The organism is Kitasatospora phosalacinea (assembly GCF_000717185.1).
Lineage (GTDB): Bacteria > Actinomycetota > Actinomycetes > Streptomycetales > Streptomycetaceae > Kitasatospora > Kitasatospora phosalacinea_A.
The window spans coordinates 51,964-76,900 of sequence record NZ_JNYE01000014.1 but is presented as its reverse complement, the minus strand read 5'-3'; the positions used below and the strand labels follow the sequence as shown (position 1 = coordinate 76,900).

The window sequence follows — 24,937 nt, the reverse complement described above, 5'->3', positions numbered from 1 at the left end:
ACCTCCGACCGGCCCGCCCGTCCCGAAGTACCCGCTCCCCCGGGACTTCCGGCCGTGGTGGGCCGTCGGCGTGTCACCGGATCCTGGATGGTGCGGGTCACCCCCTGCCCCTGGCCGGACGCCCCGCCCCGCCCCGCCCCTGCCCGCCACCCACCGGAGGCCCGCGATGTCCCGAAGCCGACCGCACCTCAGCCTGCTGACGCTCGACAGCACCCCCGAATCGGTCGCCGGGGCCCGCCGCCACACCGCGCAGGTGCTGCAGTGCTGGCGGACCAGGGGCGAGCTCTCCGACTCCGCCCGGCTGGTGGTCTCCGAACTGGCCACCAACGCGGTCCGGGCCCGCTGCGGCCCGCCCGGCTTCACCCTCTCCCTGGTGCTGCACGACGGCGCGCTGCTGGTCCAGGTCGGCGACCACGACCCGCGCCCGCCCCGCCCCCGGACGGCCGACCCCGACGCCACCGGCGGCCGCGGCCTGCACCTGGTCGACGAGCTCTCCTCCCGCTGGGGCTACTACCGCACCTCGCCGCGCGGCAAGGTCGTCTGGGCCGAACTCCCCCTCGCGGACGGCTCCGAACCGGTCACCCGCACCACCGTGGTCGACGTCCGGCTGCCCGCCCTCCCGGCCTCCCCGCCGCCCGTCGAGCAGCACTGACCCCGGGCGCTCACCAGGCCGCGGGGTAGCGCACCGGGTGCCCGCCGACCCGGTGCGGCAGCAGCCCGAACAGCACCAGGACGGCCGCGGCCAGGGCCAGCAGCGGCAGGAAGACCCCCGGCCGCGGCGACTGCAGCACCACGATCACCGCGGTCGCCGCCGCGGGCGAGTGCGGCACGTGCGCGACCAGCATCGCCACCAGCGCCAGCCCGCCCGCGACCGCCGCCGCCCACGGCCCCGGCCCGGCCGCCGCCAGCACCAGGAACCCCACCACGGCGGACAGCAGCTGCCCGCCCACCAGGTTCCGCGGCTGCGAGATCGGCAGCCCGGGCGCCCCGTGCACCAGCGCCGCACTCGCCGCCAGCGGCGGTATCAGCACCGGCTGGTGCAGCAGCACGCCGACCGCGACCAGCACCAGCAGTGCCCCGGTGGCAAAGCCCCCGGCCCGCATCGCGTGCCACGCCCGGCGTCCCAGCGCGGCGGCGTTCGGGGTGACGGACATGCGAGACCTTCCTGATCAGCGGATATGCGACCCCGGAATCCTAAACAGACTGTTGACGTTTCAAGAATCCACTTGCCCCAGAGGCAAGAATCGTGACCGCCGCCCCTACCGGAAGACGGCCCACAGGTGCTCGCGGCCGGACCGCCGCCGGTGGCCGTAGCGGTCGGCGCCGCCCAGGACGGCGAGCACCTCCACACAGGGGTCGTGCCCTCCCTCCATCGGCAGTTCGAGCAGGATCTGCACGCCCTCCTCCCCCTCCGACAGCCCGACCTCCACCCCGAGCAACTCCACCAACCGGACCGCCGCCTCCCACGCCCGCCGGGACGCCTCCGTCACGACTCCTCCGCCCCACGCTCCGGCGGGGCGAGCTCCCCCAGCGCGGTGACGCCCTCCCGCCCGTCCCGCAGACTCCGGACGAACACCCCGCAGGCGTGCACCGCCATCACCCGCACGTCCTCCCCCGAACGCCGGTCGTACGCCACCCGCCCCTCCCGGGGCTCCCACTCCGCACCGCTCACGCGCCCACCCCCCGCAGCACCACGTACGCCCCGTCCCCCGGCAGGGCCGGTCGCACGCCGTGCTCGGCCAGCACCCGCGCCAGGACCCGCTGGGCCCGCCCGTCGACCAGCCGCCCCGTCAACCGGGTGTACTCCGTCAGCACCTCCGCCAACGCCCGGGCCGCGGCCACGCTGCACCCCCCGAGCGAGACGTGCGGGCCCGCACCCAGCCCGCTCCCCCGCGTCACGGGCATCACCCCCGGCTCGGACGGCAACCCCGCGAGCCGCCACGCCGTCTCCACGGCATCCGCCGCCTCCTCCGCCGCCACGCGGTGCGCGCGCAACCGCGCCGCCTCGCGTTCCGTCTCCGCCATCGTCGCTCCGTGCTGTCGGCTCTCCACTTTCCGCCACCAGATTCGGCACCGCTCGCTACCCTGAACAGGGGCGCAGACGCAGCAACGGCACAGCTGGAAGCGGGGGGTGACGCATGGTCGGCCCGAAGAACCTCGACTCCGCCTCCTCCCCCAGCGCCTTCTACGGGGCCGAGGTCCGCAGACTCCGCGAGGAGAAGGGCCTCTCGCAGAGCGCACTGGGCGAACTGGTCTTCTGCTCGGGCGCGTACATCGGCCAGATCGAAGTCGCGGTCCGCAAACCGCAGGCGGACCTCTCCGAGCGACTCGACGCCGCCCTCGGCACCGGAGGCCACTTCACCCGCCTCTACCCCATGGTCGCCCGCACCCGGCACGCCGCCCACTTCGCGCGGGCCGCCGAGCTGGAGGCCCAGGCGGAGACGATCTCGCACTACGCGCCGACCCTGGTGACAGGGCTGCTGCAGACGGCCGACTACGCACGCGCCGTCGTCCGCGCGGCCAAACCGTTCGCGGCAGCCGGAGCCGTGGACGACGCGGTGACGGCCAGACTCGATCGGGCCCGCATCCTGGCCGGTCCAACAGCGCCCTTGTTGTGGGTGATCCTGCACGAGACGGTGATCCGGACACCCGTGGGCGGCGGACCCGTGATGGCCGAGCAGCTACGCCGCCTCCTCGGGCTGGCGGAGGCGGGCAAACTCCTGCTCCAGGTACTGCCGTTCAGCGCTGGTGCACACGCCATGACAGAAGGTTCGGTCTTCCTGATGACGTTCGCGGAAGCCCCACCGGTGGCGTACGTCGAGGGCCTGCACTCGGGCCAGTTGCTCGACGATCCGGCCCTGGTCGCCCGTTGCCAGGGGTCATACGATTTGGCCAGGGCCGTCGCGCTGTCGCCAGTGGCGTCCCTGGACCTGATCGAGTCGGCGGCGGAGGAATACGCACATGAGTGAAGCGACCGACCTCAGCCCCTCCACCTGGCGCAAGTCGTCCTACAGCGGCGGCAACGGCGGCGAGTGCGTGGAGGTGGACGACGCCAACCCCGGCACCGTCCGCGACTCCAAGGACCCCGACGGCCCCCGCCTCACCTTCACCACCCACACCTGGCAAGCCTTCCTCACCGGCATCAAGGCCGGAGCATTCCCCACCACCTGACGGAGGATCACGCCCATGAGCGAAGCGACCTGGCGCAAGTCGTCCTACAGCGGCGGCGACGGCGGGAACTGCATCGAGGTGGACGACGCCGACCCCGGCACCGTCCGCGACTCCAAGGACCCCGACGGCCCCCGCCTCACCTTCACCACCCACGCCTGGCAGGCCTTCGTCACCAGCCTCAAGACGGGCGATCTCCCCGCCGCATGACAACCCAGCAGGCCCCGGCGTGACGTCTGCCGCCGGGGCCTTCGCACGCATACAGCCGTCAACCTTCGCCCCCTGAAGGCGATTTGGCTGGAGGGCGCGCCGATACTGCTGCCCCGCGGGTCTGCCCGGACGGGTCACCTGCCCAGTTGGCGGGTTCCCCGTTTCGGGTGGGCCGTCCGGGCCGGACGCCGCACCGGACGGACCGGGGAGGGCGGATCGGCGGCGGCCTCGTCGCCCGCGATCAGCTCTGCGTCTCCTCGCGGCGTCCGGGAGCGGCCGCACCGGGTAGGACGAGCAGCTTGCCGGTGGTGCGCCGGGCCTCCAGATCGCTGTGGGCCCGGGCGGCCTCGGACAGTGCGTAGCGGCCCGTCACGTTGACCTCAAGCGCCTTGGAGCGCACCCACTCGAACACATCGGCGGCCCGTCGGAGCAGTTCGGACCGATCGGCGATGTAGTGCCCGAGGCTGGGCCGGATCAGGGTCAGCGAACCGCCCTGGGCGAGCCGCATCGGGTCGAACGGGGGCACGGCACCACTCGCCGCGCCGAAGAGCACGAGGTGGCCGCGGGTTCGCAGGCTGGCGAGGCTCGCCTCGAAGGTGTGCGCGCCGACGCCGTCGAAGACGACCGGCAGTCCCTGACCGCCGTTGAGCCGCCGCACCTCGGCTGCGAGATCGTCGACCGCGGAGGAGAGGATCACCTCGGCGGCCCCGGCCCGCTTCGCCAGCTCGGCCTTCGCCGTGGTCGACGTCGTGCCGATCACCCTGCCGCCGAGATGGGTGACGAGCTGGGTCAGAAGCAGCCCCATGCCACCGGCAGCCGCGTGCACGAGCACCGTGTCGCCCTCCTGAACCGGGTAGGCGTCCTTGATGAGGTAGTGCGCGGTCATGCCCTGGAGGAGCACGGCGGCGGCCGTCTCGAAGTCGATGTCGTCGGGCAGCGGCACCAGCCGGGAGGCGTCCACGACGGCCCGCTCGGCGTAGGTGCCGGGAGTCTCCACCCAACCGACCCGGTCCCCGACCGCGACGTCAGCGACGCCGGGTCCGACTTCGACGACCCTGCCGGCGCCCTCGGTGCCCGGGGTGAAGGGCAGCGGGAGGCCGTACCGGCCTTCGCGGTGGTAGACGTCGAGGAAGTTGACCCCGGATGCGGCGACCTCCACGACCGCCTCGCCCGGGCCCGGCCGCGGCTGGTCCACCTCGGCCTCCTGCAACACCTCGGGACCGCCGACCTCGTACACCTGTATCGCTCGCATGACCCTCCAAAGACGATTCGTCCCCCCACCAACTCCGTTGACGGCGCCCCGATTCCCGGCAAGCCCGCGCCGAAATCCGAGACGCGTGCTCTGCACCCGGGTCCGGGACAGGAGATCGAGGCCGGCGAGGGCCGACGAATGCACCGCCGAGCCGGAGTCCGCTACCCCGCGGCGGCGTCCGGGCACGGTCCGACCTGCAGCACGTCCTGCGCCGCCCGCAGGGCGGCCCTGGCCCGTCGCGCTCCGGCCCGGACGACTCCCGAGCCGCCGCCGACCGCGACCGGCCGGTGGGGCAGCCCCGCGCAGGGGCCGCAGATGCCCGGACTCGGCACCGGGTCATGGCACTTGGCGCACTCGGCGTAACTGGCCCTCCGCGGCCCGCTCGGCGGCCCGCCCGGCGCCGTCGGGGCCGCTCCCAGGGGTGCTCCGAGGGTCAGCTCCCCGAACGTGCCCGGCTCCGGCGGCATCTTCTGCTCCAGGCGGTAGCGCAGCACGCCCGGCGCGGAGTGCATCAGCATCGGCAGCCTGTGCAGCAGGGCCTGTGCCAGGTCCTCCGCCGTGCTGCCGCGGCGCTGCCACTCCACCACCAGCGGGGCCAGCGCCAGCGCCTCCGCCTCGCCGAGCCGCAACCGGGGTTCGGGCCGGATCGCCCGGTACAGCAGGCTCACCGCCGCCCGCGTCTCCTCGTCCACCACCCGCGCCGCGACGGCGGGTTCGGCCTCCACCACCACGACCGGTTCCGCCTCCGGCGCCGCAACCGGCTCCGCGACCGGTTCGACGGTCGCGTCGACGGTCGCGTCGACGGTCGCGTCGACGGTCGGGAGGGAGGGTTTTCCCCTCCGGGTTTTCAATACAACGACAGGCGCAGCGGCCTCCCGTCCACCGGGTCCCGGTAGGACGGGATCCGGCGCGACCTGCTGCGGAGTGTCGAAGAGGTGGGTCTGACTCATGATGTGACCGTTGGGGAGCTTGAAGGTCACCACCCAGTAGAAACCGGCGTCCCGCAACTCCCGGAAGCTGTTGGTGATCGCGGTCCGCCCCTCCGGGGAGACGTCGGCGAATCCGCGGACGTCCCTGTCGCACCCGGCGGGGTCGGTGAGGATGCGGACGGCGATGCCGAACGCGCAGTGGCCGATGCCCGAAGCCTCGGGGCGGAGCGCCGCGAAGGGGTCGGATCCGCGCATGCGCGCGCTACGATGAACGTGCATGGGAAGCTACTCCTGTGCCAGGCCCCGGGGTGTTGGTAGCACCGCCGGGGTCCACTCTTTCTATGCTCTGGGCACGGAACGTAACACACTCCTCACCCTCGGATCGAAGCGTGCAGAACCGGTCCGATCGGCATCAATTCCCGTTCCGACTCGATTATTTGACGACGCATCAGCACTACCAACGTCGCACCTGCTTGACCACGCCGACCGCGGCCGCCGTCAGCGGCACCGCCAGCAGCGTCCCGAGCAGGCCGCCCAGCGAGGCGCCCGCCGAGATCGCCAACAGGACGACGGCGGGGTGCAGTTGCACCGTCCGGCTCTGCACCGCGGGCTGCAGGATCGCGCCCTCCAGCGCCTGCACGCCCAGCACGATGCCGAACGCCCACAGCGCCTCGCCGAGGCCACCGTCCGCGAACGCCACCACCACCGCGGTCAGTCCGGACAGGAACGCGCCCGCGTAGGGCACGTACGCGCCGACGAACACCAGCGCGCCCAGGCCCAGCGCGTGCGGCACGCCGAGCAGGGTCAGGCCGAGGGCGATGAAGCCCGCGTCGATGCCCGCGATGATCGTGGTGCCGCGCATGAAGCCGGACATCGCCGCGTACCCCGTCCCGGCCACCCCGAGGACCTTCTCCTCCTGCCCGGCCGGGGCCGCCCTGCGCAGCGCGGCGACCAGCAGCGCCCGGTCCTTCAGCAGGAAGAACGCCAGCGCCAGGGTCAGCACCCCGCAGGCCAGCACCTGCGCGGCCAGGCCGACCCCGTTCAGCACCCCGGAGACCACGCCCGCGCCCAGGCTCCGCCCCAACTGCTGCAGGCCGCTCGCCGCACCGCGCACCGCCTGCGCGAACGGGTCGGTGCCGGAGGCCCGCTCCGCGGCGGCCTGGAGCGAGGCGGTGAGGCCGGAGGCCGCGTCCGAGATCAGCCTCACCACCACCCACAGCGCCCCGCCGACCACCGCGACCAGCAGCAGGCAGCCGGTGGCCGCCGCCAGCGCCCGCGGCAGGCCGCGGGCGGTCAGCCGCCGGCTGACCGGCTCGACCAGGGCGCTGATCAGCACCGCGATCAGCAGCGGCACCACCGCCGCCCGCAGCAGCACGCACAGCGCGACCACCAGCGCCACCACCGCGGCCGCCACCAGCACCGCCGCCCCCCAGCGGGAGGCCGACCGCCAGTCCGCCCCCGCCGCGACAGGTTCCCGTTCGAAGTCCACGAGCTCCGCCCTTCCGCCGCACCGGCCCACCGCCGCCCGGTATGCGCGGAATCCTCCCCCGCAGCCACCGCCCCGAGACCGCCCCGCACGCCCGCCCGAACCGAATCACCCGCCCGGCGCACCCCCGCTGGCGCATCCGCCCGGGCGGCGATCCCGATACGAAGTCGAAACTTTTCAAATAAGCATCAGACTCTCGTCACCATCGACGCCCGCCCGTTCGTCGGCCAGTGCGAGACGCCCGAGCAGCAGGCCGCGCACTACCGGGCGCACGACGAGACCGGCGCGTTCCACGCCTACTTCACCGACCGCGCGGCCACCCTCGCCTCCGGCGACGCTGGGGAGGATGGCAAGCGGCCCCGCCCGGCGGGATCGGCACGCCCGCGGTCACGGTGGAGCTGGTGCCTGGCTCGGCTCTCCACTGCGGCCTGTTCACTCGTTGGACAGCGGTCTCTTCATCAGGGCTCGGTCACGGCGAAATCGGCTCCGGGTCCGGGTGGGCGGTGTTCGCGGGCTGGGCCGCGGGCGACCGGCGGCGGGGGCTGCGCAGGGTGGTCCAGCTGCTGGCGAGGGCGGTGAGGACGACGACGGCGACGCCGGTGAGGGCGGCGAGGAGGTAGGGGAGGCTGCTGTCGAGGTGGTCGTCGTTGATGCGGAGGTAGGCGGCGCCGACCGTGGTGGAGGCGAGGGTGGCGAGGGTGACAGTGACCGCCGAGGTGAGGGCGGCTTCGGCGAGTTGGACCGCGGTGAGTCGGGTGCGCGGGACACCCAGGGCGCGCAGGCCGAACCATTCACGGCGGCGTCCGCCGTCTTCGGCGATGGACAGGGCGGCGCCGAGCAAGGTGATCGCTGCTGCGGTGGTCAGTCCGAGCAGGACCCAGCTGCCGGTGCTGTCGACGACCTCCGACACCTGGTAGGAGTTGTCCAGCCGGTAGGCGGGCGAGGCGGACACCACCCAGGCCCGGGCATCCTCCCAGACGGCCGTGTCCACCGGGACCCTCAGGTAGGCGGTGTAGTGAAAGGGCTCGCCCAGTGCGGTGAGCGCGGGATCGTCGGGCGGCAGCACCATGGCGGCCTCCACCGGGGCGTCCTGCCCGTCCGGGACGGCCAGTACCACGGCAGGGGGCGGGACGGTCTGCGCGCGGGCGAGGTCGGCGGAGCGCACCAGCAGCGGTTCCACTGCCGGGGTGCCCGCTGGGTAGGGGACGTCGGCGCGGTGCAGCGCCATGCGGCCGCCGGGGCAGTCGGGCAGGGGCTGGGCGAAGAGGGCTTCCAGCTGGGGGCAGGTGGCGACGAGTGCGGTGGCGGCGGGGCGGGTGGCGGTGTCCTGCTCCGGTTCCCACAGGGCGACGGCGGGGACGAGGGAGCGGACGGCGGCCGGGGGCTCGTTCAGGTGGAGGGGGGCGGCTTCCAGGGTCTCGGCGCGGGCGAGGAGATCGGCGTGCCCGGCGGCGCGTGCCTGGGCTGCCCAGGGCAGGTTCGGCTGGGCGAGGACCTGGGCGACGGGCTGGGCCGCGCCGACGGCGAACACCGCGATCCCGACCATCCCGGCGACCCGGAACCTGGACTGGGCGTCGGCGGCGAGCCGACGGGTGGTCAGCAGCCAGACCGTACCGACCTCGATCCGTCCCAACAGCCGGGCCAGTAGCTGCCCGCTCCAGGCCGCGGCACTGGGCAGACCCGCGCCGAGGAGGACGATGGCCGTCCACAGCAGCGGATCGCGGGCCTTGTGGCGCCAGTACGCGACCGCGACGAGCAGCAGACCCGCGCCGAACAGCAGCGCCACCCACGGGCTGGTGAGGCGCACCGGCTTGAGGAAGCGCACGCCCCGCGCGGTGCGGGCGGAGCCTGCGGCGGTGGCCGCGCCCAGCACTCCGGCGAGGGCGGCCAGGCCCAGCACGGTGAGCGCCGACTGGGCGGCTGTCACCTGCAGGTCGGCGCCGAAGAGTTCGCGGCCGGTCACCGGAAGGACGAACGCGTCCGACAGCAGCCACGGCCAGGCGAGCGCGGCCAGCAGCGCCCCGGCCACGACGGGCAGCGCCGTCTCCACCGCGCCCCCTGCCCGGGCCCGGGAAGCAGGCATGCCGAGCAGTCGCAGGGCCTGGTAGCGGACGGTGCGGACCTGGCGCCCGAAGCGGCTCGCGGTCAGCACGAGGGCGAACCCGGGCAGCACCAGGAAGAGCATGCAGCCCAGCGCCGGGTACCAGCCGAACCCTGGGCCACCCTCGCCGCCGAACCCCACCAGAGACCCCTGGCCGCTCCGCAGTTCTTCGGGCGCGACACCCACGTAGGCCAGCAGTTGGCCCGCACTGCCGACGGCGCCCGGCGGCAGCACGGCGACGTCCTGGCCTGTGAACCAGCGCCGGATCTGCCCGTCGGAGTCCTTCAGCAGCCGCTCCAGAGCCGGGCTGACCAGTACCTGTCCCGGGCGCGGCCAGGCGGTGACGCCCGGCGCGAACGGGCCGTTCCCGGCCGGGTCGGCCACCCGCACGATCTTCACCGCACGGCCCCGGTAGTCCTGCTCCAGCTCGCTCCACCCGGTCTCCGCGACGCCCGGCCGACTGAACACCGGGGTGCCGCCCTGACCCGGCTGAGGCCCGAACACCGGCACCATCGCCGCCGCGCGGGCGCTCTCGCGCCCCTGCATCGCCGCGGTGCCGAAGGTGGCCAGCACACCCAGCGCGGCCACCGCGCCCACCAGGACGAGCAGCACGACGCGGCGCCGACCCTGGCGTGAGACCACTGCCTGCCAGGCGACCGCGAGCGCGGTCCGCAACGACGCGCTCATCCGGCCTCGACTTCCGCCCCGGCCCCGGCCCCGACCACCCGTCCGCCGACCAGGACCACAGTGCGGTCGGTACGCGCGGCCAGGTGCCGATCGTGGGTGACCAGGACCACCGCCGCGCCGTGCGTGCGGGCCTGCTGCAGCAGCAGCTCGAACACCGCCTCGGAGTTGCGGTCGTCCAGCGCACCCGTCGGCTCGTCCGCGAACACCACGTCCGGCCGGTGCACCACCGCCCGTGCGATCGCCGCCCGCTGTAATTCCCCGCCGGACACCTCCCCGACCGTGCGCGGCCCCAGGTGCCCGATGCCGAGCGCGTCCAGCTGCTCGGCCGCACGCTCCCGGGCCCGCGCCGCCCGCACGCCCTGCAGGCGCAGCGGCAGCGAGACGTTCTCCACCAGCGTCAACTCCGGTACGAGGTCGCCGAACTGGAAGACGAACCCGAAATGGGAGCGGCGCAGTTCGTCGCGCTGGCGCTCCGTCATGTCCTCGATCGGCCGGTCGCGGAAGAGGACACTGCCACTGTCGGCGGCCAGGAGCCCGGAGAGGCAGTGGAGGAGGGTGGTCTTGCCCGATCCGGACGCGCCCACCACCCCCACCACCTCCCCGGAGCCGATGCTCAGATCGACGCCCGCCACCGCGACAGCCGGGCCGTAGTTGACGCGCAGGGCCCTGGCCTGCAGAACGGGTGTCACGCATTCACTCCTTGCATCGGCTGACGCGCTGTCGGATCAGGCGTTGGTACCGACCCAGCTGGAGCAGATGTCCGGGTCGTCCTGGCGCTCCTTGCACACGTGGAAGTAGATGTAGCTGGAGGTCACGGTGATGCCGTAGTAGCCCCAGTTGGTGTTGATGTCCTGCGCGCGCGAGACCCGGCTGCGGGCCGAGTGATCCGAGTTGAACGAGTAGTCGACGTAACAGTAGTCGCTGTCGTAGATGTCGCCGTCCCGGATGCCGAACCAGTCGTTCCCCGACAGCCACTGGGCCTGGCACTGGCCGTCCGAGGCGGAGATGACACCGCTGTCGGCGGACGCCTGGCCGGGGATCACCCCGAGCGTGAGGCCCAGGGCCGCGACGCCCACGGCGCCCCGGCGTATCCAGCGGGTACCGCGTGTGTTCTTCATGAAGTTCCCCTCCGATGTCCGTTCATGTGGGTCACGAACGTGCATAGACACGCTATGGATCGTCAAATGCCAGCCACAACAGGTATCCAAGCCATCACCAAGAGCTATTTAAGCAACGCACGAATCAGGCTGCACAAGCATCCTTCGATGGCACACAAAATCGTCATTCGGCCTGCTTCACCCTTTATACCCATGCCGTCGGCGAGGCCCCGCCGCCCAGCCCGGCAAGGACGCCAGAGCGCCGAGGCGGGCCCAACTGCCAGAACGCCATGGGCGACGCAGCCGCCCTCGACCGAACTGCCCCGCCCGCCAGCAGCAGCCGCGCAGGAAGCAACACCGATCTTCGGCCCTGCACTGGACACCTCTCTGGGCCCTCACCGCGGGGCGGGGCCAGTCCGTTTCTACCCCCGGCGCCTCCGGGAAGACGGGTACGGCCACGGCGGGCCGACGGATCGGGTACCGCCCAGCTGCACCCACCTGGTCACCGGGGTGACGCCGGTCTTGTTCACCCCGAGCGGGAGCACCGCGGTGACCGCGCTGGGCAACGCGTCGCTGGCCGCCTCCGCCAGGTCGGAGCAGGAGCACGTCCTCGCCGAGTGGCGCGAGCAGCAGGAGCTGGCCTCGATCTTTCGTGACAGCCCGTCGGTTCATCCGGCGGGCCGTTTCGGTTGGTGAGGATGATGGTGGGCATGCGGTTGGCCCGACTGTCGCGCCGGGTGGGCGCCGGATTCCACGGCTCCGGGGTGTTCGGCTGCTCGTCGGGATGGGGTTGCCGCTGGTCAGTCGGGGTTCGGCAGGGCCTGCAGGCGTTCGAACGCGGTGGTGGTCTCGTCGGTCCAGGGCCAGTGGCGGGCCAGGCGGAGGCAGCAGTGACGGCCGGTGGTGACGAGCTGGGCGGCTGCGGAGAACAGCCGCAGTCGTGTGCGCTTGGGTTCCCACCTGCGTGCGTCGCCGGTCAGGGCGAGCATCGGCATCCAGGCCGACAGGTCGAGCGTGAGCTGGACGACCTCCGACCGGACGCGGTTCTGCGCGGCGTCGTGCAGGGGGAGGTTGCACAGACCGGTGGCTCTGGCGGCGCGGATGCGGTCCTCGGCGCGGGCCCGCCGACGGTGCCGCAGCTCCAGTTGGGCGATCGGGGTGTTGGTGGCGAAGCAGGTCAGCCGCACCCCGTCGGCATCCGTGAAGCGGAACTGCACTCCTGGGTGAGGCCGTTCCTTGCACACGATCAGCCGCATCCCCGCGGGCCGTCCCCTGAGGACGTCGCCTGCGAGCTCGGGGACCCGGGCGCCGTTACGGACCTGGCCTCCGGGCTCGACCGCGGGCGTCCAGGCCGAGGCCGGCACCGGCAGAACGGCCTGGTGGACAGCACCGGTGATCGTCGTCCCGACCGAGTAGGACAGCCATCGCCCGCGTGCCGCGAGCCAGTTCACGAACCGGTGGGTGCCGCCGCCGGAGTCCGTGCGGGCGGGGGTGTGCCCTCCGCGGCGGTGCTTCTTCGGCAGTTGGGCCGGTGCGAGTTGGGCGGTGGTGATGTGGTCGGCGGCGGTGTTGCTGCCCGCGTTGCCCGGCCGCAGCAGGTCCGCCACCGGCTTCCCGGACCCATCTGCCCCGTGGTCGACGAACGCCATGAGCGGGTGGTGGCCGTAGGCTGTCTTCCATGTCGCGGCGGCCGCCTCCTTGTCGGAGTGCGCGATGACGAGCACCTCGTCGATGTCCACGGTCACGTTCCCGTCCGCGTCCGGCGCGGCCTGCCCGGCCAACTGCCATATCCGTTCGCGGACATCGGCCCGTGCCTTGCCGACCAGCCGCGAGACGGTCGGATCAGAGGCCATCGGCCCGAACACGCCGGATTCGGCCCGCAGCACTCCGACAATCGCCAGTGGAGCCGACGTAAAGGTCATCCAGACCATGCCCGGGTACAAGACGCGGAGAAGGCCGCCCGGGAGGCCCAGAAGCTCGCCCTCCAGCTGGCGGCCCTGGAGGCCGGCCCGCACGCCGCTGGGGCCTGATGCGTGCTGAATCCGTGCTGGAAGGTTGGAGGCCCTCCCGCTTGGAAGAGCGGTAGGGCCTGCGACCTGCGGTCGTGCGCGTGCCCCAGGCAGGATTCGAACCTGCGACACCGGCTTTAGGAGAGCCGTGCTCTATCCCCTGAGCTACTGAGGCGGGGCCCGCGGACACCGCCGCAGGACCGCTGACAGCGTAGCGGATCGCGCTTCGGGCTCGCTGACCCCTTTCCCCGGTGACCCGCCACGGCCCTCCACCGCCCCGCCACCCGGCCCACCGCCGGGCCCTCCACCGGCCCTCCACCGCCCCGCCACCGCCCCGCCGCCGACCCGCCGGGTGGCCCGGGGCACCTGGTGCGGTGGCCTACCGTGGGGGGCGCGCACACGTGCGCCGCACCGGTCAGCCGCTCGTGAAAGGCACCCATCTGTGAGCACCTCCCCGGAGACCCCGTTCGCCGGCCTCGGCAAGATCCTGGTGATCATCCCGACCTACAACGAGGCCGAGAACGTCGAACGGATCGTGTCCCGAGTCCGCGCCGCCGTCCCCGAGGCGCACGTCCTGGTCGCCGACGACAACAGCCCGGACGGGACCGGCAAGATCGCCGACGCCCTCGCCGCCGACGACGACCACGTGAAGGTGCTGCACCGCAAGGGCAAGGAGGGCCTCGGCGCGGCCTACCTGGCCGGGTTCCGGTGGGGCATCGACGACGGCTACGACGTGCTGGTCGAGATGGACGCGGACGGCTCGCACCAGCCCGAGGAGCTGCCCCGGCTGCTGACCGCGCTGCGCAGCGCGGACCTGGTGCTGGGCTCGCGCTGGGTGCCCGGCGGCGCGGTGGTGAACTGGCCGAAGTCGCGGCTGCTGCTGTCCAAGGGCGGCTCCACGTACTCCCGGCTGATGCTGGACGTGCCGATCCGGGACGTCACCGGCGGCTACCGGGCGTTCCGCAAGGAGACGCTGCTCGGCCTCGGCATGGACCAGGTGGCCTCGCAGGGCTACTGCTTCCAGGTCGACCTGGCCTGGCGCACGGTGAAGGCCGGGTTCAAGGTCGCCGAGGTGCCGATCACCTTCGTCGAGCGCGAGCACGGCGCCTCGAAGATGAGCCGCAACATCGTGGTCGAGGCACTGTGGCGGGTCACCGCCTGGGGGGTGGCCGACCGGGTCGCCCGGCTCACCCGGAAGAAGTAGCCGCCACGCTCCGCCTCCGCGGGCTGCGCCGGACCAGGTGACGATGGAGGTTCCCGGCCCGGCGGAGCTTGCGGAGGTTTCGGCGTGACAGAGTCACTGCAACGAGCGGAGCAGGACCCCGGCCCCGGCCCCGGCCGGTGGGAGTCCGCGAAGCAGCGGGCGGCCCGGCTCGCCGAGTCCGCCAAGGGCGCCCCCGAGCGGATCCCTCTGGTCGGGCGGGCCGTCAGCAACCTGATCCGGGTCAACCTGCTGGACAACGCGACCCGGCTGGCCGCGCAGGCCTTCCTGTCCGCGCTGCCGGCCCTGTTCGTGGTCGCGGTGTTCGCCCCCGCCACGCTGAAGAACAGCGTCACCGGCTCGCTGCGCGAGCAGCTCGGCCTGGAGGGCTCCGCCCAGCAGCAGGTCCAGCAGCTGATGCAGACCCAGTCCGACGGCACCACCCAGAGCATCGGGGCGATCGGCGCACTGGTCACCCTGGCGTCCGCGACCGCGCTCAGCCGGGCCCTGCAGCGGGTCTGCGAGCGGGCCTGGGAGATGCCGAAGAACAGCGCCCGGCTGGCCCTGTGGCGCTGGGTGGTGTGGCTGCTGGGCTGGCTGGTGTTCCTGGTCGTCCAGGTCCCGATGCGCAAGGGCTTCGGCGCCGGCCCGTGGCTGGGCGTCCCGCTGACCTTCCTGGCCTCCACCGCCGTGTGGTGGTGGACCCAGCACCTGCTGCTCGGCGCCCGGATCCGCTGGTACCCGCTGCTGCCCGGCGCCCTGCTGTGCGGCGTCGCCGAGGTCGGCCTCGGCATCGCCTCGAAGGTCTACCTGCCGCACGCGATGACCGCCTCCGTGGAGAAATTCGGCCCGTACGGGGTGGTGTTCACCGCGCTGTCCTGGCTGATCGTGCTGTTCACCGCCATCACCCTGGCCCTGGTGCTCGGCCGGGTGCTCTCCGAGGAACCCGCCCTCTCCCGCCGCCTCGGCACCCGCACCGAGCGCGGCCGCTGGTAGCCCGCCCGGAGGACGACGAACCGGCCCGGACGATCCCGTCCGGGCCGGTTCGCGTCACCCCGCGGCGCGGGCCTCAGCCGAGGCGCAGCAGCCGGGAGCCGATGGACGCCGGGGCCAGGTCCGACTGCAGCGTGACCGGCACCTCGACGCGGCCCTCGCCCTCGCCCGCCGACAGCGTGCCGACCTGGGTGCCCGCCGCCAGGGTGTGCGCGATCTTCCCGACCGGGGTCAGCGTCAGGTGCGCGGTGACGCCGTTCCAGCCGGCGACGGTCAGGTCCTTCGCCGCGACCAGCGGCACCTTGCCGCCCACGCCGTCGTCCACGTGGCCGACCACGTCGCCCTGCTTGGCCAGCGTCCGCCCGGCCAGCGCGGCCTGCGCGGCCACGTTGATCCGGTCGCTCGGCGGCTGGGCGGCGCGGACCAGGCTCATCTCCTCCTTGGTCTGCGGCTGGCCCAGCGTCACGCCGAGGATCATCCGCTCCTCGCCGCCGATCTCCTTGACGGCCGCCCACATCAGGCAGGACTGCGCGGGCGTGGACGAACCGGTCTTCACGCCGATGTTGCCGTTCTTCCCGAGCAGCGCGTTGGTGTTGTAGACCCGCTGCCCGTTGAACCGGGTGTCCGGCTCGGCGACGATCTGCCGGAAGATCTCCATCTGCATGACCTTCTCGGCCAGCTTCAGCTGGTCCTTCGCGGTCGACTTGGTGTCGTTGACGTACCCGGCCGGGTCCGCGTAGGTGGTGTTGGTCATACCGAGCTGCGCGGCGGTGGCGTTCATCTTCTTCAGGAACTCCGCCTCGCTGCCGGAGTCCCAACGCGCCAGCAGCCGGGCCACGTTGTTGGCCGACGGCAGCATCAGCATCTCCAGCGCCTCGTACTCGGTGAGCTGCTGGCCCTCCTTCAGCACCACCGTCGACTCGTCGCTGTTCCCGGACTCCTGCGCGGCCTGCTGGTCCACCGTGATCACCGGGCCGCTCTCCCCCTTCTTCAGGGGGTGCGCCTGCAGGATCAGGTAGGCGTTCATCACCTTGGTCACCGACGCGATCGGGACGGGCGTCTCCTCCCCCGACGCCCCCAGGCTGCCCACGCCCACCACCTCGGCGGCGGCCTGCCCGCGCGTCGGCCACGGGATGTTCGGCTGCTCCCCGCCGAAGGTGAACGAGTCCTGCAACGAGAGCTTCGCCTGCGGCGTCGGCAGCGGGCGCAGCAACTGCGCCGCCACCAGCACGCCCAGCACCACCGCCAGGAACACGCCCCAGATCGTGACCCGCTTCACCGCCCGCCGCAGCGGCGAGACCGGACGGGCGCTCAGCCCCTTCAGCACCTCCAGCGCCTCGGCGGTGCTCTCCGGCCCGGGCGCGGGCGCGACGGGGGCGGGAGCGACGGGCGCAGCAGCAGCAACGGGTGCGGGGGGCGCGGCGGGTGCGGGGCGGGGCACGCTCCTCGGCTCCGGCGCAGGCGCGGGCTTCGGCCCGGCCGCGGGCTCCGGTGCGGGCTTCGGCTCCGCCTTGGACTCGGCCGCGGCCGGCACCGTCTTCGCCACCGGCCCGGCCTTCGGCTCAACCTTCGGCTCGGTCTTCGGCTCGGTCTCCGGCGCGGTCGCAGCGGGCGCGTCCTCGGCCTCGTCCTCAACCTCGGTGTCCTCGTCCGCCGCCCCGCCCTTGGGCAGGTCCGACAGCCGCAGCATCATCGTCTCGCAGCGGGCGCGTCCTCGGCCTCGTCCTCAACCTCGGTGTCCTCGTCCGCCGCCCCGCCCTTGGGCAGGTCCGACAGCCGCAGCATCATCGTCGGCTGAGGCCCCGCCGGAGCATCCTCCGACTCCGCCTCCGACTCCCCGCCCTTCGGCAGGTCCGACAGCCGCAGCGTCATCGTCGGCTGGGGGCCGGTCGGTTCCGTCTCGGATTCCGGGACATCCTCGTCCCGAGGGGTGGGACGGGAGGCCCCGAGGGCGGCGCTGGACTCGGGGAGGTCGGCGGGGAGGCGGAGGGCGGTGGTGCGGGTGTCCGCATCGCGGACGCGCAGGTGGACGGTGCCGCTGCCCGCGGCGTCGCCGGGTTCGTGCGGGGTCTCCTCGGTTCCGGTCGACCGCTCCTCGCCGTCGGGCCGCTCGCTCTTCGGGGACTCGCCCACGTAACCCACTCCTCCTCGTCCGCCCGGCACCGCCGGTCCGATCACACAAGCTGGTTTTTTCGGGCGGGTTCTCGGCCCGGCCCAGCACCTGTACAGTCTCCGGCACCGAGCCCGCAAGGGCCCGTCGCACCCCGCCCGACCGGCGGTTTTTCCTGCCCGTACGGGCTGTTGCCCGGTGGGACGCGGCGCCGTCGGGCGGTGGTTCCAGCCTGCCCGGGCAAGGTCACGATTCGGAGGCGTACTCGACAAGCCCGTGTGAGAGGCGTCACCCTGTCATTCATCCACGCGGGGAGGCTTGGATGGGCAGAGGCCGTCGAACCATTCCTGAGGAGCTCTTGTTGCTCGCGCTGGACCCGGCCACGGGTACCACCGCGCAGCCGCAGACCCTCGACCTCGGACTTGCCGGGGCGCAGCTCGTCGAGCTGTCCCTGGCCGGAAGGATAGTCCCGGACGGGGACCGGATCGCCGTGGTGGTACCACGGCCGACCGGCGACCCGACCCTTGACCACGCTTTGGAACTACTGCGCCGGCGCGGCAGCCCGGTGCGCGCCGCGCACTGGATCGGCGGCCCGCGACTGGGCCTGCGGCAGACGTACCTGGCGCACCTGGAGCGGTGCGGCATGGTGACCGCCGTCGCCGGACAGGTCTGCGGGGTGCTGCCGACGACGCGCTACCAGGCGTCGGACGACTGCACCAACGCGGCGATCAAGCAGCGGCTGGACACGGCGATCCGCACCGGCGTACCGCCGGACCCGCGGACGGCGGCGCTGGCGGCACTGGCGCACGCGGTCGGCCTGGGCAAGCACCTGTACCCGGGCAACGAAGGGCGGTCCTCGCGCTCCCGGCTGCGGGACCTGATCAGGTACGACCCGCTGGGCGGGATGGTGGCCCACGCGGTGATGGACGTGCAGAACGGTCTGCCCGCCCAGCAGCAGCAGGGCAGGTCGGCGCCCGCGGGTTCGCGCGGTCCGGCCGGTCGTCCCGCCGCCGCGGGGCGCAGCGTGGCCAGTCGGGTGGGCGCCCGATGAGCGGCGCACGCCGTTAGCGTTCGGTTCGGTCTGAGGGCGGGTGGCCCGGTGCGATGCACCGGGCCACCCGCCCTCTGGCGTTCCCGGGGACGGCCGTCGGGGCGGACCGGCCGTCAAGTGCCGTTCGGCGCACGGGATCCCCTTTATCGGGTGGGCGCGCCGTTGGCAAGTGCGGGCATCCCGATTGAGCTATTTTCAAATGATCTGTTCCACTGCGGTACCGCGATTCCTGGGCATGGACCGCAGTTGAGGTGGCATGCTGCTCAGCGTCAGGGGGGTTGGTACCAATTACCGCACTGTTGCCAGAAGTAGGGCCGGAGGTCGATGTGTCCGCCAGCGTGAATCCGACGGTTCGCCGCCGCAGGCTCGGCGCCGAACTGCGGCGCCTGCGCGAGCTCAGGGGGATGACCGCCGAAGAGGTGGCCGGCCGCCTGATGGTCTCCCAGTCGAAGATCAGCCGACTGGAGAACGGCCGCCGCTCGATCAGCCAGCGCGACGTGCGCGACCTGTGCGACGTCTACGAGGTCGAGGACGAGCGGGTCCGCACCGGGCTGATGGAGATGGCCAAGGAGTCGCGCCAGCGCGGCTGGTGGCACGAGTTCGGGGACATCCCGTACAGCGTGTACATCGGGCTGGAGGCGGAGGCCTCCTCGATCCGGGCCTACGAGTCCTCGTTCGTGCCGGGGCTGCTGCAGACCCGCGAGTACGCGGAGGCGGTGGTGGCGGGCACCCAGCCGGACACCGACCCGGCCGCGATCCGGCGCCGGGTGGACGTCCGGCTGAAGCGGCAGCACCGGATCCACGGCGAGGACCAGCTCGGCAGCCTGTGGGTCGTCATAGACGAGGCCGTGCTGCGCCGCCAGGTCGGTGGTGCGCGGGTGATGGCCGAGCAGTTGTACCAACTCGTGGAACTGGGCGAGCGGGCGAACATCAACCTCCAGGTCATCCCGTTCACCCACGGCTCGCACCCCGGCATGACCGGGACATTCTCCTTGCTGGAGTTCCCCGAGTCAGCGGATTCCACGGTCGTCTACTTCGAAGGAGTGACGAGCGATCTCTACCTGGAGAAGGACGCCGACGTCCGCCGCTATACCAATCTGTACGACCACCTGAGGGCCGCGGCGCTGAGCGTCGCGGAGAGCCGGTCGATGATCGCCACCATCGCAGAGGAGTTCATGAAATGAGCAAGGCCACCGAGAGCCTGTCCTGGCGCAAGAGCAGCTACAGCGGGGGCAACGGCGCCTGCGTGGAGATCGCCGTGCCGGGCTCGGCCTCGATCGCGGTCCGCGACTCCAAGGACCCGCAGGGCCCGCAGTTGCGCTTCACCGGCGCCTCCTGGGCCGCGTTCGCGGCGGCGGCCGGCACCGGCCGCTTCGGCGAGGTCTGAGCCGCCGCAGGACCGCACGCAGGTGCCCGCCGCTTCCCGCGCGGCGGGCACCTGCGCGTCCGGGGCCCGGGAGCGGGCGGAGCGGCGTCAGGCGGTGGCGGCGGCGGCGTCAGGCGGTGGCGGCGGGGTAGCGCTCGGCCCAGGCCTCGGTGCCGTGCAGTTCGGGGCCGTGCAGCAGTTCCAGCACCAGGTCGTCGGCGAGCTCCAGGATCGCGCCGCGGCCCTCCAGTTCGGCCAGCAGGTCCGGCGGGAGGGCGGTCTCGCCGTGCAGGGCGCCCAGCAGGTTGCCGCAGATCGAGCCGGTGGAGTCGCTGTCGCCGGAGTGGTTGACGGCCAGCAGCAGGCCGCTGCGGACGTCCTCGGCGACCAGCGCGCAGTACAGGCCGATGGCGAGCGCCTCCTCGGCGACCCAGCCCTCGCCGAGCTCCTCGACCCGCTCGGGGGACGGCGCCCCGGCCCGCACCGCGTCCAGGGCGGCGCGCAGCGCGGCGGTGGTCTCCTCGTGGCCGGTGCGCTCGGAGAGCAGGGCCAGCGCGAGGTGCACGCCCTCCTCCAGGGTGCCGCCGCGGGCCACCGCGTGGACGATCACCGCGAACGCCCCGGCGGACAGGTAGCCGGTGGGGTGGCCGTGGGTCAGCACCGAGCACTCGACGGCGAGCTGGAAGACCAGCGCCGGGTCCCAGGCGGTGAGCAGCCCGAACGGGGCGGCCCGCATCACGGTGCCGCAGCCCTTGGAGCCCGGGTTGCGCGGCTCCTCGACGGTCGGCAGCGGGCCGTTCTCGGTGCCCGCCAGGCCGGACAGGCAGGCCTGGCCGGGGGCGCGGCGGGCGTACAGCCACTCCTGGCGGCCGAGCCAGCCCAGGTCCTTGCGGCGCTCGTCCGGGCCCCAGTCCTGCTGGGTGGCGTACCAGCGCAGGTAGGCGCGGTGCACGTCGGACGGCGGGTGCCAGGCGCCGCCGTCGCGGCTGACGTGCGAGCGGATCAGGCCGTCGACGGTGAACAGGGTCATCTGGGTGTCGTCGGTGATCGCGCCGCGCCGCCCGTACGCGGGGACGTAGCCGGTCACGCCGGCCCCGCCGTGCGCCTCGCGGATCTGCTCCAGCTGCTCGAACTCGATGCCGCCGCCGAGCGCGTCCCCGACCGCCCCACCGAGCAGGCAGCCGCGGACCCGGCTGCGGAAGTCCTGCTGCTGGGCGCGTGACCACAGAGGCATCACGGGACGGAACCCTTTCGCTCGGCGGACGCGGACGTCGACGGGGACGGCCGCGGACGGTAGACGCACCTTATTCGAAGGACCGCGCGAAAAGGCGGTCAGCCCCGAACATCGATTCGTTCAACCGGCCGTCGGAGCGACGACATCCGCAGGTCACCGGCCCAGCGGTCGGTGTGCCTACGGTCGGCGTCCATGACCTCCCCCCGCACCCGGCTGGTCGCCGCGGCCGCCCTCGCCGCCGCGCTGACCGCCACCGCCCCCGCCCTCGCCGCCTCGGCGCTCGCCGCCCCGTCCGCCGCCCCGGCGCAGCACGCGGAGCAGCACGCGGCGCGCGCGGTCCCGTTCACCGCCGCCACCGCCGCCCAGCAGGCCGACGGCAGCTTCACCCTCACCTGGACCGCGCCCGGCGCCCGGCGCGTCACCGTGTACGCGGGCACCGACCGGAAGCACGTCGCGCACCGCCGGGCCGTCGCCTCCGGCGCGGGCAGCGCCACCGTCACCGTCTCCGGCCTCGGCGCGGCCGACCGCTGGTACTTCGAGCTGGTCCCGGACCGGGGCGCGCCGCTGGTCGTCGCCGACCGCTCGCTGCACCTGGCCTCCGCCCCCAACTTCCGCGACCTGGGCGGCTACCGGACCGCGGACGGCCGCTGGGTGGAGCTCGGCCGGGTGTACCGCTCGGACGACCTGTCCAGGCTCACCGACCAGGACCTCGCCAAGCTGCACCGGCTGGGCATCCGCACCGTCTTCGACCTGCGCACCCCCGCCGAGCAGCAGGCCGCCCCCGACCGGCTCCCGGCGGGCGCGAAGGCGGTCACCGCGAACGTGCTGGGCGCCGCCGACACCGGGCAGTTCGACGTCACCGACCCGCAGGCCGCCGTCGACATGATGGTCCTCGCCGAGCGCACCATGGTCTCCGCCGACAGCGCCCGCGCCGCCTACGCGCAGCTGCTGGACGCCGCCGACGACCGCGGCGCCGTCCTGTTCCACTGCACCGCGGGCAAGGACCGCACCGGCTGGGGCGCGGCCGCCCTGCTCACCGCCCTCGGCGTGCCGCAGGAGACCGTGCGGGCCGACTACCTGGCGTCCAACACCTACCGGGCGCAGGCCAACGCGGCCGCCCTCGCCCAGCTGCCGCCCGCCTACCAGGCGGTGTACCGGCCGCTGCTGGACGTCCGCCCCGAGTACCTGGCGGCGGGCTTCGACGAGGTGCGGGCCCGCTACGGCAGCTTCGACGCCTACCTGGAGGGCCTGGGCGTCGACGCGGAGCAGCTGCGCCGGAACCTGCTGGTCGGCTGACCCCCGTCAGTCCAGCACCGGGAGCAGGTGCGGCAGGTGCCCGTCGGAGGCCAGCGCGGCGGCGCGGCGCTCGGCGGGCACCTCGCCGTACAGGGTGGTGCGCTGCCGGGCCGGGCGGCCCGCCAGGGCGGCGATCGCCTCCAGGTCGCGGACCGACTTGTAGGAGCCCCAGGAGGAGCCCGCCATCCGGGAGATGGTCTCCTCCATCAGGGTGCCGCCCAGGTCGTTGGCGCCGCTGCGGAGCATCTCGGCGGCGCCCTCCGCGCCCAGCTTCACCCAGCTGGTCTGGATGTTGGTGATGTGCGGGTGCAGCAGCAGCCGGGCCATCGCGGTCACCGCCCGGTTGTCGCGGGCGGTCGGGCCGGGCCGGGCGATGCCCGCCAGGTAGACCGGCGCGTTGGTGTGCACGAACGGCAGGGTGACGAACTCGGTGAAGCCGCCGGTGCGCTGCTGGATCCCGGCGAGCAGCCGCAGGTGGCCCAGCCAGTGCTTCGGGGTGTCGACGTGGCCGTACATCATCGTCGAGGAGGAGCGGATGCCCAGCTCGTGCGCGGCGGTGACCACCTCGACCCAGGTCGCGGCGGGCAGCTTGCCCTTGGTCAGCACCCAGCGGACCTCGTCGTCCAGGATCTCCGCGGCCGTGCCGGGGATGGAGTCCAGCCCGGCGTCCTTCGCCCGCAGCAGCCACTCGCGGACCGGCAGGCCCGTCCTGGTCGCCCCGTTGACCACCTCCATCGGCGAGAAGGCGTGCACGTGGATGCCCGGCACCCGCTCCTTCACCGCCCGCGCGATGTCGAAGTACGCGGTGCCCGGCAGGTCCGGGTGGATGCCGCCCTGCATGCACACCTCGGTCGCCCCGACCTGCCAGGCCTGCTCGGCCCGTTCGGCGACCTGCTCCAGCGAGAGGGTGTAGGCGTCGGCGTCGGTGCGGCGCTGGGCGAAGGCGCAGAACCGGCAGCCGGTGTAGCAGACGTTGGTGAAGTTGACGTTCCGGGTGACGCAGTACGTGACGTCCTCGCCGACGGTGTCGCGGCGCAGGTCGTCGGCGATCCGGGTGAGCGCGTCCAGCGCGTCGCCGTCGGCCTGGAACAGGGCCAGCGCCTGGTCGTCCGTCAGCCTGACCGGGTCGTCGGCGGCGGTGGACAGCGCGGCCCGCAGGTCGGCGTCCAGGCGGCGGGGGGCGGGCAGCGCGGCCTGCTCGCGCAGCGACTCCCAGTCGCCGTACACGTCGTCGAAGTCGGAGCGCCGGTCGCCGGTGCGGCCCTCGGTGTCGACGGTGCGGAACAGGTCGGTGCGGCCGCCGCCGGTCATCGGCTCGTCCGGCTCCTGCCAGGGCAGGCCGACCGGGGTGCGGCCCTCGACGGCCAGGCCGGTGGCCGGGTCGGCCAGCGCCCGGACGTGCGGCAGCAGGCGCGGGTCCAGCCAGGGCTCGCCGCGCTTCAGGTACTCGGGGTAGACCGTCAGCCGCTCGCGCAGCGCGAACCCGGCGGCGGCGGTGCGCTCGGCCAGTTCCTCGACGTGCGGCCAGGGGCGCTCCGGGTTGACGTGGTCGGGCGTCAGCGGGGAGACGCCGCCCCAGTCGTCGATGCCCGCGCCGATCAGCAGCGCGTACTCGGCGTCCACCAGGTTCGGCGGGGCCTGGATCCGGGCCGCGGGCCCGAGCACCAGCCGGGCCACCGCCACCGCCGCGGCCAGCTCGGACAGTTCGGCGTCCGGCATGGCGCGCATCGCGGTGTCCGGCTTGGCCCGGAAGTTCTGCACGATCACCTCCTGCACGCCCTGGTAGGCGCGGGCGACCTTGCGGATCGCCAGCAGCGACTCGGCCCGCTCCTCGTACGTCTCGCCGATGCCGATCAGCACCCCGGTGGTGAACGGCACCGCGCTGCGCCCGGCGTCCTCCAGCACCCGCAGCCGGACGGCCGGTTCCTTGTCGGGCGAGCCGTGGTGCGGGCCGCCGGGCTCCGACCAGAGGCGGACGGCGGTGGTCTCCAGCATCATGCCCATCGACGGGGCGACCGGCTTGAGCCGCTGGAAGTCCGTCCAGGACAGCACGCCCGGGTTGAGGTGCGGCAGCAGCCCGGTCTCCTCCAGCACCCGCACCGCCATCGCCCGCACGTACGCCAGGGTGTCGTCGTAGCCGTGCGCGTCCAGCCACTCGCGGGCCTCCGGCCAGCGCTCCTCGGGCCGGTCGCCGAGCGTGAACAGGGCCTCCTTGCAGCCGAGTTCGGCCCCCTTGCGGGCGATGTCCAGCACCTCGTCCGGGGACAGGTACATCCCGTGCCCGTCCTTGCGCAGCCTGCCCGGCACGGTGGCGAAGGTGCAGTAGTGGCAGCGGTCCCGGCACAGCCTGGTCAGCGGGACGAACACCTTGCGCGAGTACGTGATGACGCCGGGGCGGCCCGCCTGCTCCAGGCCCGCGTCCCGCAGCCGGGCCGCGACCGCGCACAGCTGCACCAGGTCCTCGCCGCGGGCCCGCAGCAGCACCGCCGCCTCCGCGACGTCCAGCGCGACCCCGTCCCCGGCCCGGCGCAGTGCGCGCCGCATCGCGGTCGCGGTCGGGGCGGCGGCCGCCGCGGACGGGAGCTCGGACGGGGGCTGAGGGCTCATGGGCCCGACCCTACGCGAGAGGTACCACTGCGGGACTACACGACCCTGACGGCTTCTCAGGGTCGCAATGTCCCGGATACAACGCGAGGCGTACCCGGATCTGCTGCCACCGGGCGACGCCGCCGCGGGCCGCCGGGGGC

General features: G+C 73.5%; 25 protein-coding genes, 1 tRNA gene and 1 pseudogene. 11 read left to right on the top strand and 16 right to left on the bottom strand.

Annotated features, from left to right (window positions below; genetic code table 11):
- Window positions 1–166: 166 nt before the first annotated feature.
- Complete coding sequence (locus OO57_RS08255; RefSeq protein ID WP_051776896.1) at window positions 167–652, top strand: ATP-binding protein; 486 nt, start codon at window positions 167–169, stop codon at window positions 650–652.
- A gap of 10 nt (window positions 653–662) precedes the next feature.
- On the opposite strand, the gene OO57_RS08250 is transcribed toward OO57_RS08255, so the two are convergent.
- The 4 genes from OO57_RS08250 to OO57_RS43660 form a co-directional block, all read right to left on the bottom strand.
- Complete coding sequence (locus tag OO57_RS08250) at window positions 663–1,154, bottom strand: HPP family protein (protein WP_033251654.1); 492 nt, start codon at window positions 1,152–1,154, stop codon at window positions 663–665.
- Window positions 1,155–1,259: 105 nt separating this feature from the next.
- Entirely contained in the window at window positions 1,260–1,490 is a 231-nt protein-coding gene (locus OO57_RS08245; protein ID WP_033251653.1) for a hypothetical protein, read from the bottom strand.
- Complete coding sequence (locus OO57_RS43665; RefSeq protein WP_033251652.1) at window positions 1,487–1,672, bottom strand: hypothetical protein; 186 nt, start codon at window positions 1,670–1,672, stop codon at window positions 1,487–1,489. Before OO57_RS43665 ends, OO57_RS08245 begins: the two co-directional genes overlap by 4 nt.
- Complete coding sequence (locus tag OO57_RS43660) at window positions 1,669–2,025, bottom strand: hypothetical protein (protein ID WP_033251651.1); 357 nt, start codon at window positions 2,023–2,025, stop codon at window positions 1,669–1,671. Before OO57_RS43660 ends, OO57_RS43665 begins: the two co-directional genes overlap by 4 nt.
- Window positions 2,026–2,138: 113 nt before the next feature.
- Here OO57_RS43660 and OO57_RS08230 point away from each other — a divergent pair, with 113 nt between their 5' ends.
- The 3 genes from OO57_RS08230 to OO57_RS08220 are packed head-to-tail and all read left to right on the top strand — an operon-like array spanning window position 2,139 to window position 3,378.
- The gene (locus tag OO57_RS08230) at window positions 2,139–2,969 is read left to right on the top strand and encodes a helix-turn-helix domain-containing protein (protein ID WP_033251650.1); all 831 of its coding nucleotides are present in this window, start codon (window positions 2,139–2,141) and stop codon (window positions 2,967–2,969) included.
- Window positions 2,962–3,171 carry a DUF397 domain-containing protein gene (locus tag OO57_RS08225; protein ID WP_033251649.1) on the top strand — a complete coding sequence of 70 codons (210 nt, stop codon included), beginning with the start codon at window positions 2,962–2,964 and terminating at the stop codon, window positions 3,169–3,171. Before OO57_RS08230 ends, OO57_RS08225 begins: the two co-directional genes overlap by 8 nt.
- A 15-nt stretch (window positions 3,172–3,186) precedes the next feature.
- Window positions 3,187–3,378, top strand: a complete 192-nt coding sequence (locus OO57_RS08220) for a DUF397 domain-containing protein (protein ID WP_033251648.1) — start codon at window positions 3,187–3,189, stop codon at window positions 3,376–3,378.
- Window positions 3,379–3,619: 241 nt separating this feature from the next.
- Here OO57_RS08220 and OO57_RS08215 read toward each other — a convergent pair whose 3' ends face one another.
- From OO57_RS08215 to OO57_RS08185, 6 genes are all read right to left on the bottom strand, one after another.
- The gene (locus OO57_RS08215) at window positions 3,620–4,630 is read right to left on the bottom strand and encodes a quinone oxidoreductase family protein (protein ID WP_033251647.1); all 1,011 of its coding nucleotides are present in this window, start codon (window positions 4,628–4,630) and stop codon (window positions 3,620–3,622) included.
- Between the two features lie 161 nt (window positions 4,631–4,791).
- The gene (locus tag OO57_RS39225) at window positions 4,792–5,814 is read right to left on the bottom strand and encodes a hypothetical protein (protein ID WP_051776895.1); all 1,023 of its coding nucleotides are present in this window, start codon (window positions 5,812–5,814) and stop codon (window positions 4,792–4,794) included.
- A 199-nt stretch (window positions 5,815–6,013) separates the two neighbouring features.
- The gene (locus OO57_RS08200; protein WP_033251644.1) at window positions 6,014–7,048 is read right to left on the bottom strand and encodes an AI-2E family transporter; all 1,035 of its coding nucleotides are present in this window, start codon (window positions 7,046–7,048) and stop codon (window positions 6,014–6,016) included.
- 466 nt (window positions 7,049–7,514) lie between these two features.
- On the bottom strand, window positions 7,515–9,833 hold the full coding sequence (locus OO57_RS08195) for an ABC transporter permease (RefSeq protein WP_033251643.1): 2,319 nt from the start codon (window positions 9,831–9,833) through the stop codon (window positions 7,515–7,517).
- Entirely contained in the window at window positions 9,830–10,522 is a 693-nt protein-coding gene (locus OO57_RS08190; protein ID WP_033251642.1) for an ABC transporter ATP-binding protein, read from the bottom strand. The genes OO57_RS08195 and OO57_RS08190 overlap by 4 nt, the downstream gene beginning before the upstream one ends.
- A gap of 36 nt (window positions 10,523–10,558) precedes the next feature.
- Window positions 10,559–10,951 carry a hypothetical protein gene (locus tag OO57_RS08185; protein ID WP_158715057.1) on the bottom strand — a complete coding sequence of 131 codons (393 nt, stop codon included), beginning with the start codon at window positions 10,949–10,951 and terminating at the stop codon, window positions 10,559–10,561.
- A gap of 501 nt (window positions 10,952–11,452) precedes the next feature.
- On the opposite strand from OO57_RS08185, the gene OO57_RS08180 reads away from it, so the two are divergent.
- On the top strand, window positions 11,453–11,626 hold the full coding sequence (locus OO57_RS08180; RefSeq protein ID WP_158715056.1) for a hypothetical protein: 174 nt from the start codon (window positions 11,453–11,455) through the stop codon (window positions 11,624–11,626).
- Between the two features lie 104 nt (window positions 11,627–11,730).
- Here the strand turns inward: OO57_RS08180 and OO57_RS08175 are convergent.
- Both OO57_RS08175 and OO57_RS08170 read right to left on the bottom strand, forming a co-directional pair.
- A pseudogene (locus OO57_RS08175) lies at window positions 11,731–12,831 on the bottom strand (IS1380 family transposase); the annotation flags it as partial.
- Window positions 12,832–13,041: 210 nt separating this feature from the next.
- Window positions 13,042–13,114 (bottom strand) — tRNA-Arg (locus OO57_RS08170).
- A gap of 267 nt (window positions 13,115–13,381) precedes the next feature.
- Between OO57_RS08170 and OO57_RS08165 the strand changes: the two genes are divergently transcribed.
- Both OO57_RS08165 and OO57_RS08160 read left to right on the top strand, forming a co-directional pair.
- Window positions 13,382–14,143 carry a polyprenol monophosphomannose synthase gene (locus OO57_RS08165; protein ID WP_033251639.1) on the top strand — a complete coding sequence of 254 codons (762 nt, stop codon included), beginning with the start codon at window positions 13,382–13,384 and terminating at the stop codon, window positions 14,141–14,143.
- 84 nt (window positions 14,144–14,227) lie between these two features.
- The gene (locus tag OO57_RS08160) at window positions 14,228–15,136 is read left to right on the top strand and encodes a YhjD/YihY/BrkB family envelope integrity protein (RefSeq protein ID WP_033251638.1); all 909 of its coding nucleotides are present in this window, start codon (window positions 14,228–14,230) and stop codon (window positions 15,134–15,136) included.
- Between the two features lie 73 nt (window positions 15,137–15,209).
- Here OO57_RS08160 and OO57_RS08155 read toward each other — a convergent pair whose 3' ends face one another.
- A complete protein-coding gene (locus OO57_RS08155; RefSeq protein ID WP_158715055.1) occupies window positions 15,210–16,826 on the bottom strand; it encodes a serine hydrolase in 1,617 nt (538 codons plus the stop codon).
- Entirely contained in the window at window positions 16,823–17,266 is a 444-nt protein-coding gene (locus tag OO57_RS08150; RefSeq protein ID WP_033251637.1) for a hypothetical protein, read from the bottom strand. Before OO57_RS08150 ends, OO57_RS08155 begins: the two co-directional genes overlap by 4 nt.
- 299 nt (window positions 17,267–17,565) lie before the next feature.
- On the opposite strand from OO57_RS08150, the gene OO57_RS08145 reads away from it, so the two are divergent.
- From OO57_RS08145 to OO57_RS08135, 3 genes are all read left to right on the top strand, one after another.
- Window positions 17,566–18,294, top strand: coding sequence for a GOLPH3/VPS74 family protein (locus OO57_RS08145; protein ID WP_033251636.1), 729 nt, complete (start codon window positions 17,566–17,568; stop codon window positions 18,292–18,294).
- Window positions 18,295–18,620: 326 nt separating this feature from the next.
- Window positions 18,621–19,478 carry a helix-turn-helix domain-containing protein gene (locus OO57_RS08140; RefSeq protein WP_033251635.1) on the top strand — a complete coding sequence of 286 codons (858 nt, stop codon included), beginning with the start codon at window positions 18,621–18,623 and terminating at the stop codon, window positions 19,476–19,478.
- A complete protein-coding gene (locus tag OO57_RS08135; protein WP_033251634.1) occupies window positions 19,475–19,681 on the top strand; it encodes a DUF397 domain-containing protein in 207 nt (68 codons plus the stop codon). The genes OO57_RS08140 and OO57_RS08135 overlap by 4 nt, the downstream gene beginning before the upstream one ends.
- 109 nt (window positions 19,682–19,790) lie before the next feature.
- Here OO57_RS08135 and OO57_RS08130 read toward each other — a convergent pair whose 3' ends face one another.
- Entirely contained in the window at window positions 19,791–20,894 is a 1,104-nt protein-coding gene (locus tag OO57_RS08130) for an ADP-ribosylglycohydrolase family protein (RefSeq protein ID WP_033251633.1), read from the bottom strand.
- A gap of 192 nt (window positions 20,895–21,086) precedes the next feature.
- Here OO57_RS08130 and OO57_RS08125 point away from each other — a divergent pair, with 192 nt between their 5' ends.
- Entirely contained in the window at window positions 21,087–22,190 is a 1,104-nt protein-coding gene (locus tag OO57_RS08125) for a tyrosine-protein phosphatase (protein ID WP_033251632.1), read from the top strand.
- A 6-nt stretch (window positions 22,191–22,196) separates the two neighbouring features.
- Here OO57_RS08125 and OO57_RS08120 read toward each other — a convergent pair whose 3' ends face one another.
- Window positions 22,197–24,797 carry a bifunctional FO biosynthesis protein CofGH gene (locus OO57_RS08120; protein WP_081973535.1) on the bottom strand — a complete coding sequence of 867 codons (2,601 nt, stop codon included), beginning with the start codon at window positions 24,795–24,797 and terminating at the stop codon, window positions 22,197–22,199.
- Between the last annotated feature and the right edge of the window lie 140 nt (window positions 24,798–24,937).

Bases quoted from the DNA above. Each gene is read 5' to 3' on its own strand.
- OO57_RS08255 (WP_051776896.1), top strand. From the start codon at position 167: ATGTCCCGAAGCCGACCGCACCTCAGCCTGCTGACGCTCGACAGCACC.
- OO57_RS08250 (WP_033251654.1), bottom strand. From the start codon at position 1,154: ATGTCCGTCACCCCGAACGCCGCCGCGCTGGGACGCCGGGCGTGGCAC.
- OO57_RS43660 (WP_033251651.1), bottom strand. From the start codon at position 2,025: ATGGCGGAGACGGAACGCGAGGCGGCGCGGTTGCGCGCGCACCGCGTG.
- OO57_RS08230 (WP_033251650.1), top strand. From the start codon at position 2,139: ATGGTCGGCCCGAAGAACCTCGACTCCGCCTCCTCCCCCAGCGCCTTC.
- OO57_RS08225 (WP_033251649.1), top strand. From the start codon at position 2,962: ATGAGTGAAGCGACCGACCTCAGCCCCTCCACCTGGCGCAAGTCGTCC.
- OO57_RS08220 (WP_033251648.1), top strand. From the start codon at position 3,187: ATGAGCGAAGCGACCTGGCGCAAGTCGTCCTACAGCGGCGGCGACGGC.
- OO57_RS08215 (WP_033251647.1), bottom strand. From the start codon at position 4,630: ATGCGAGCGATACAGGTGTACGAGGTCGGCGGTCCCGAGGTGTTGCAG.
- OO57_RS39225 (WP_051776895.1), bottom strand. From the start codon at position 5,814: ATGCGCGGATCCGACCCCTTCGCGGCGCTCCGCCCCGAGGCTTCGGGC.
- OO57_RS08195 (WP_033251643.1), bottom strand. From the start codon at position 9,833: ATGAGCGCGTCGTTGCGGACCGCGCTCGCGGTCGCCTGGCAGGCAGTG.
- OO57_RS08185 (WP_158715057.1), bottom strand. From the start codon at position 10,951: ATGAAGAACACACGCGGTACCCGCTGGATACGCCGGGGCGCCGTGGGC.
- OO57_RS08155 (WP_158715055.1), bottom strand. From the start codon at position 16,826: ATGATGCTGCGGCTGTCGGACCTGCCCAAGGGCGGGGCGGCGGACGAG.
- OO57_RS08145 (WP_033251636.1), top strand. From the start codon at position 17,566: ATGGGCAGAGGCCGTCGAACCATTCCTGAGGAGCTCTTGTTGCTCGCG.
- OO57_RS08135 (WP_033251634.1), top strand. From the start codon at position 19,475: ATGAGCAAGGCCACCGAGAGCCTGTCCTGGCGCAAGAGCAGCTACAGC.
- OO57_RS08130 (WP_033251633.1), bottom strand. From the start codon at position 20,894: ATGCCTCTGTGGTCACGCGCCCAGCAGCAGGACTTCCGCAGCCGGGTC.
- OO57_RS08125 (WP_033251632.1), top strand. From the start codon at position 21,087: ATGACCTCCCCCCGCACCCGGCTGGTCGCCGCGGCCGCCCTCGCCGCC.
- OO57_RS08120 (WP_081973535.1), bottom strand. From the start codon at position 24,797: ATGAGCCCTCAGCCCCCGTCCGAGCTCCCGTCCGCGGCGGCCGCCGCC.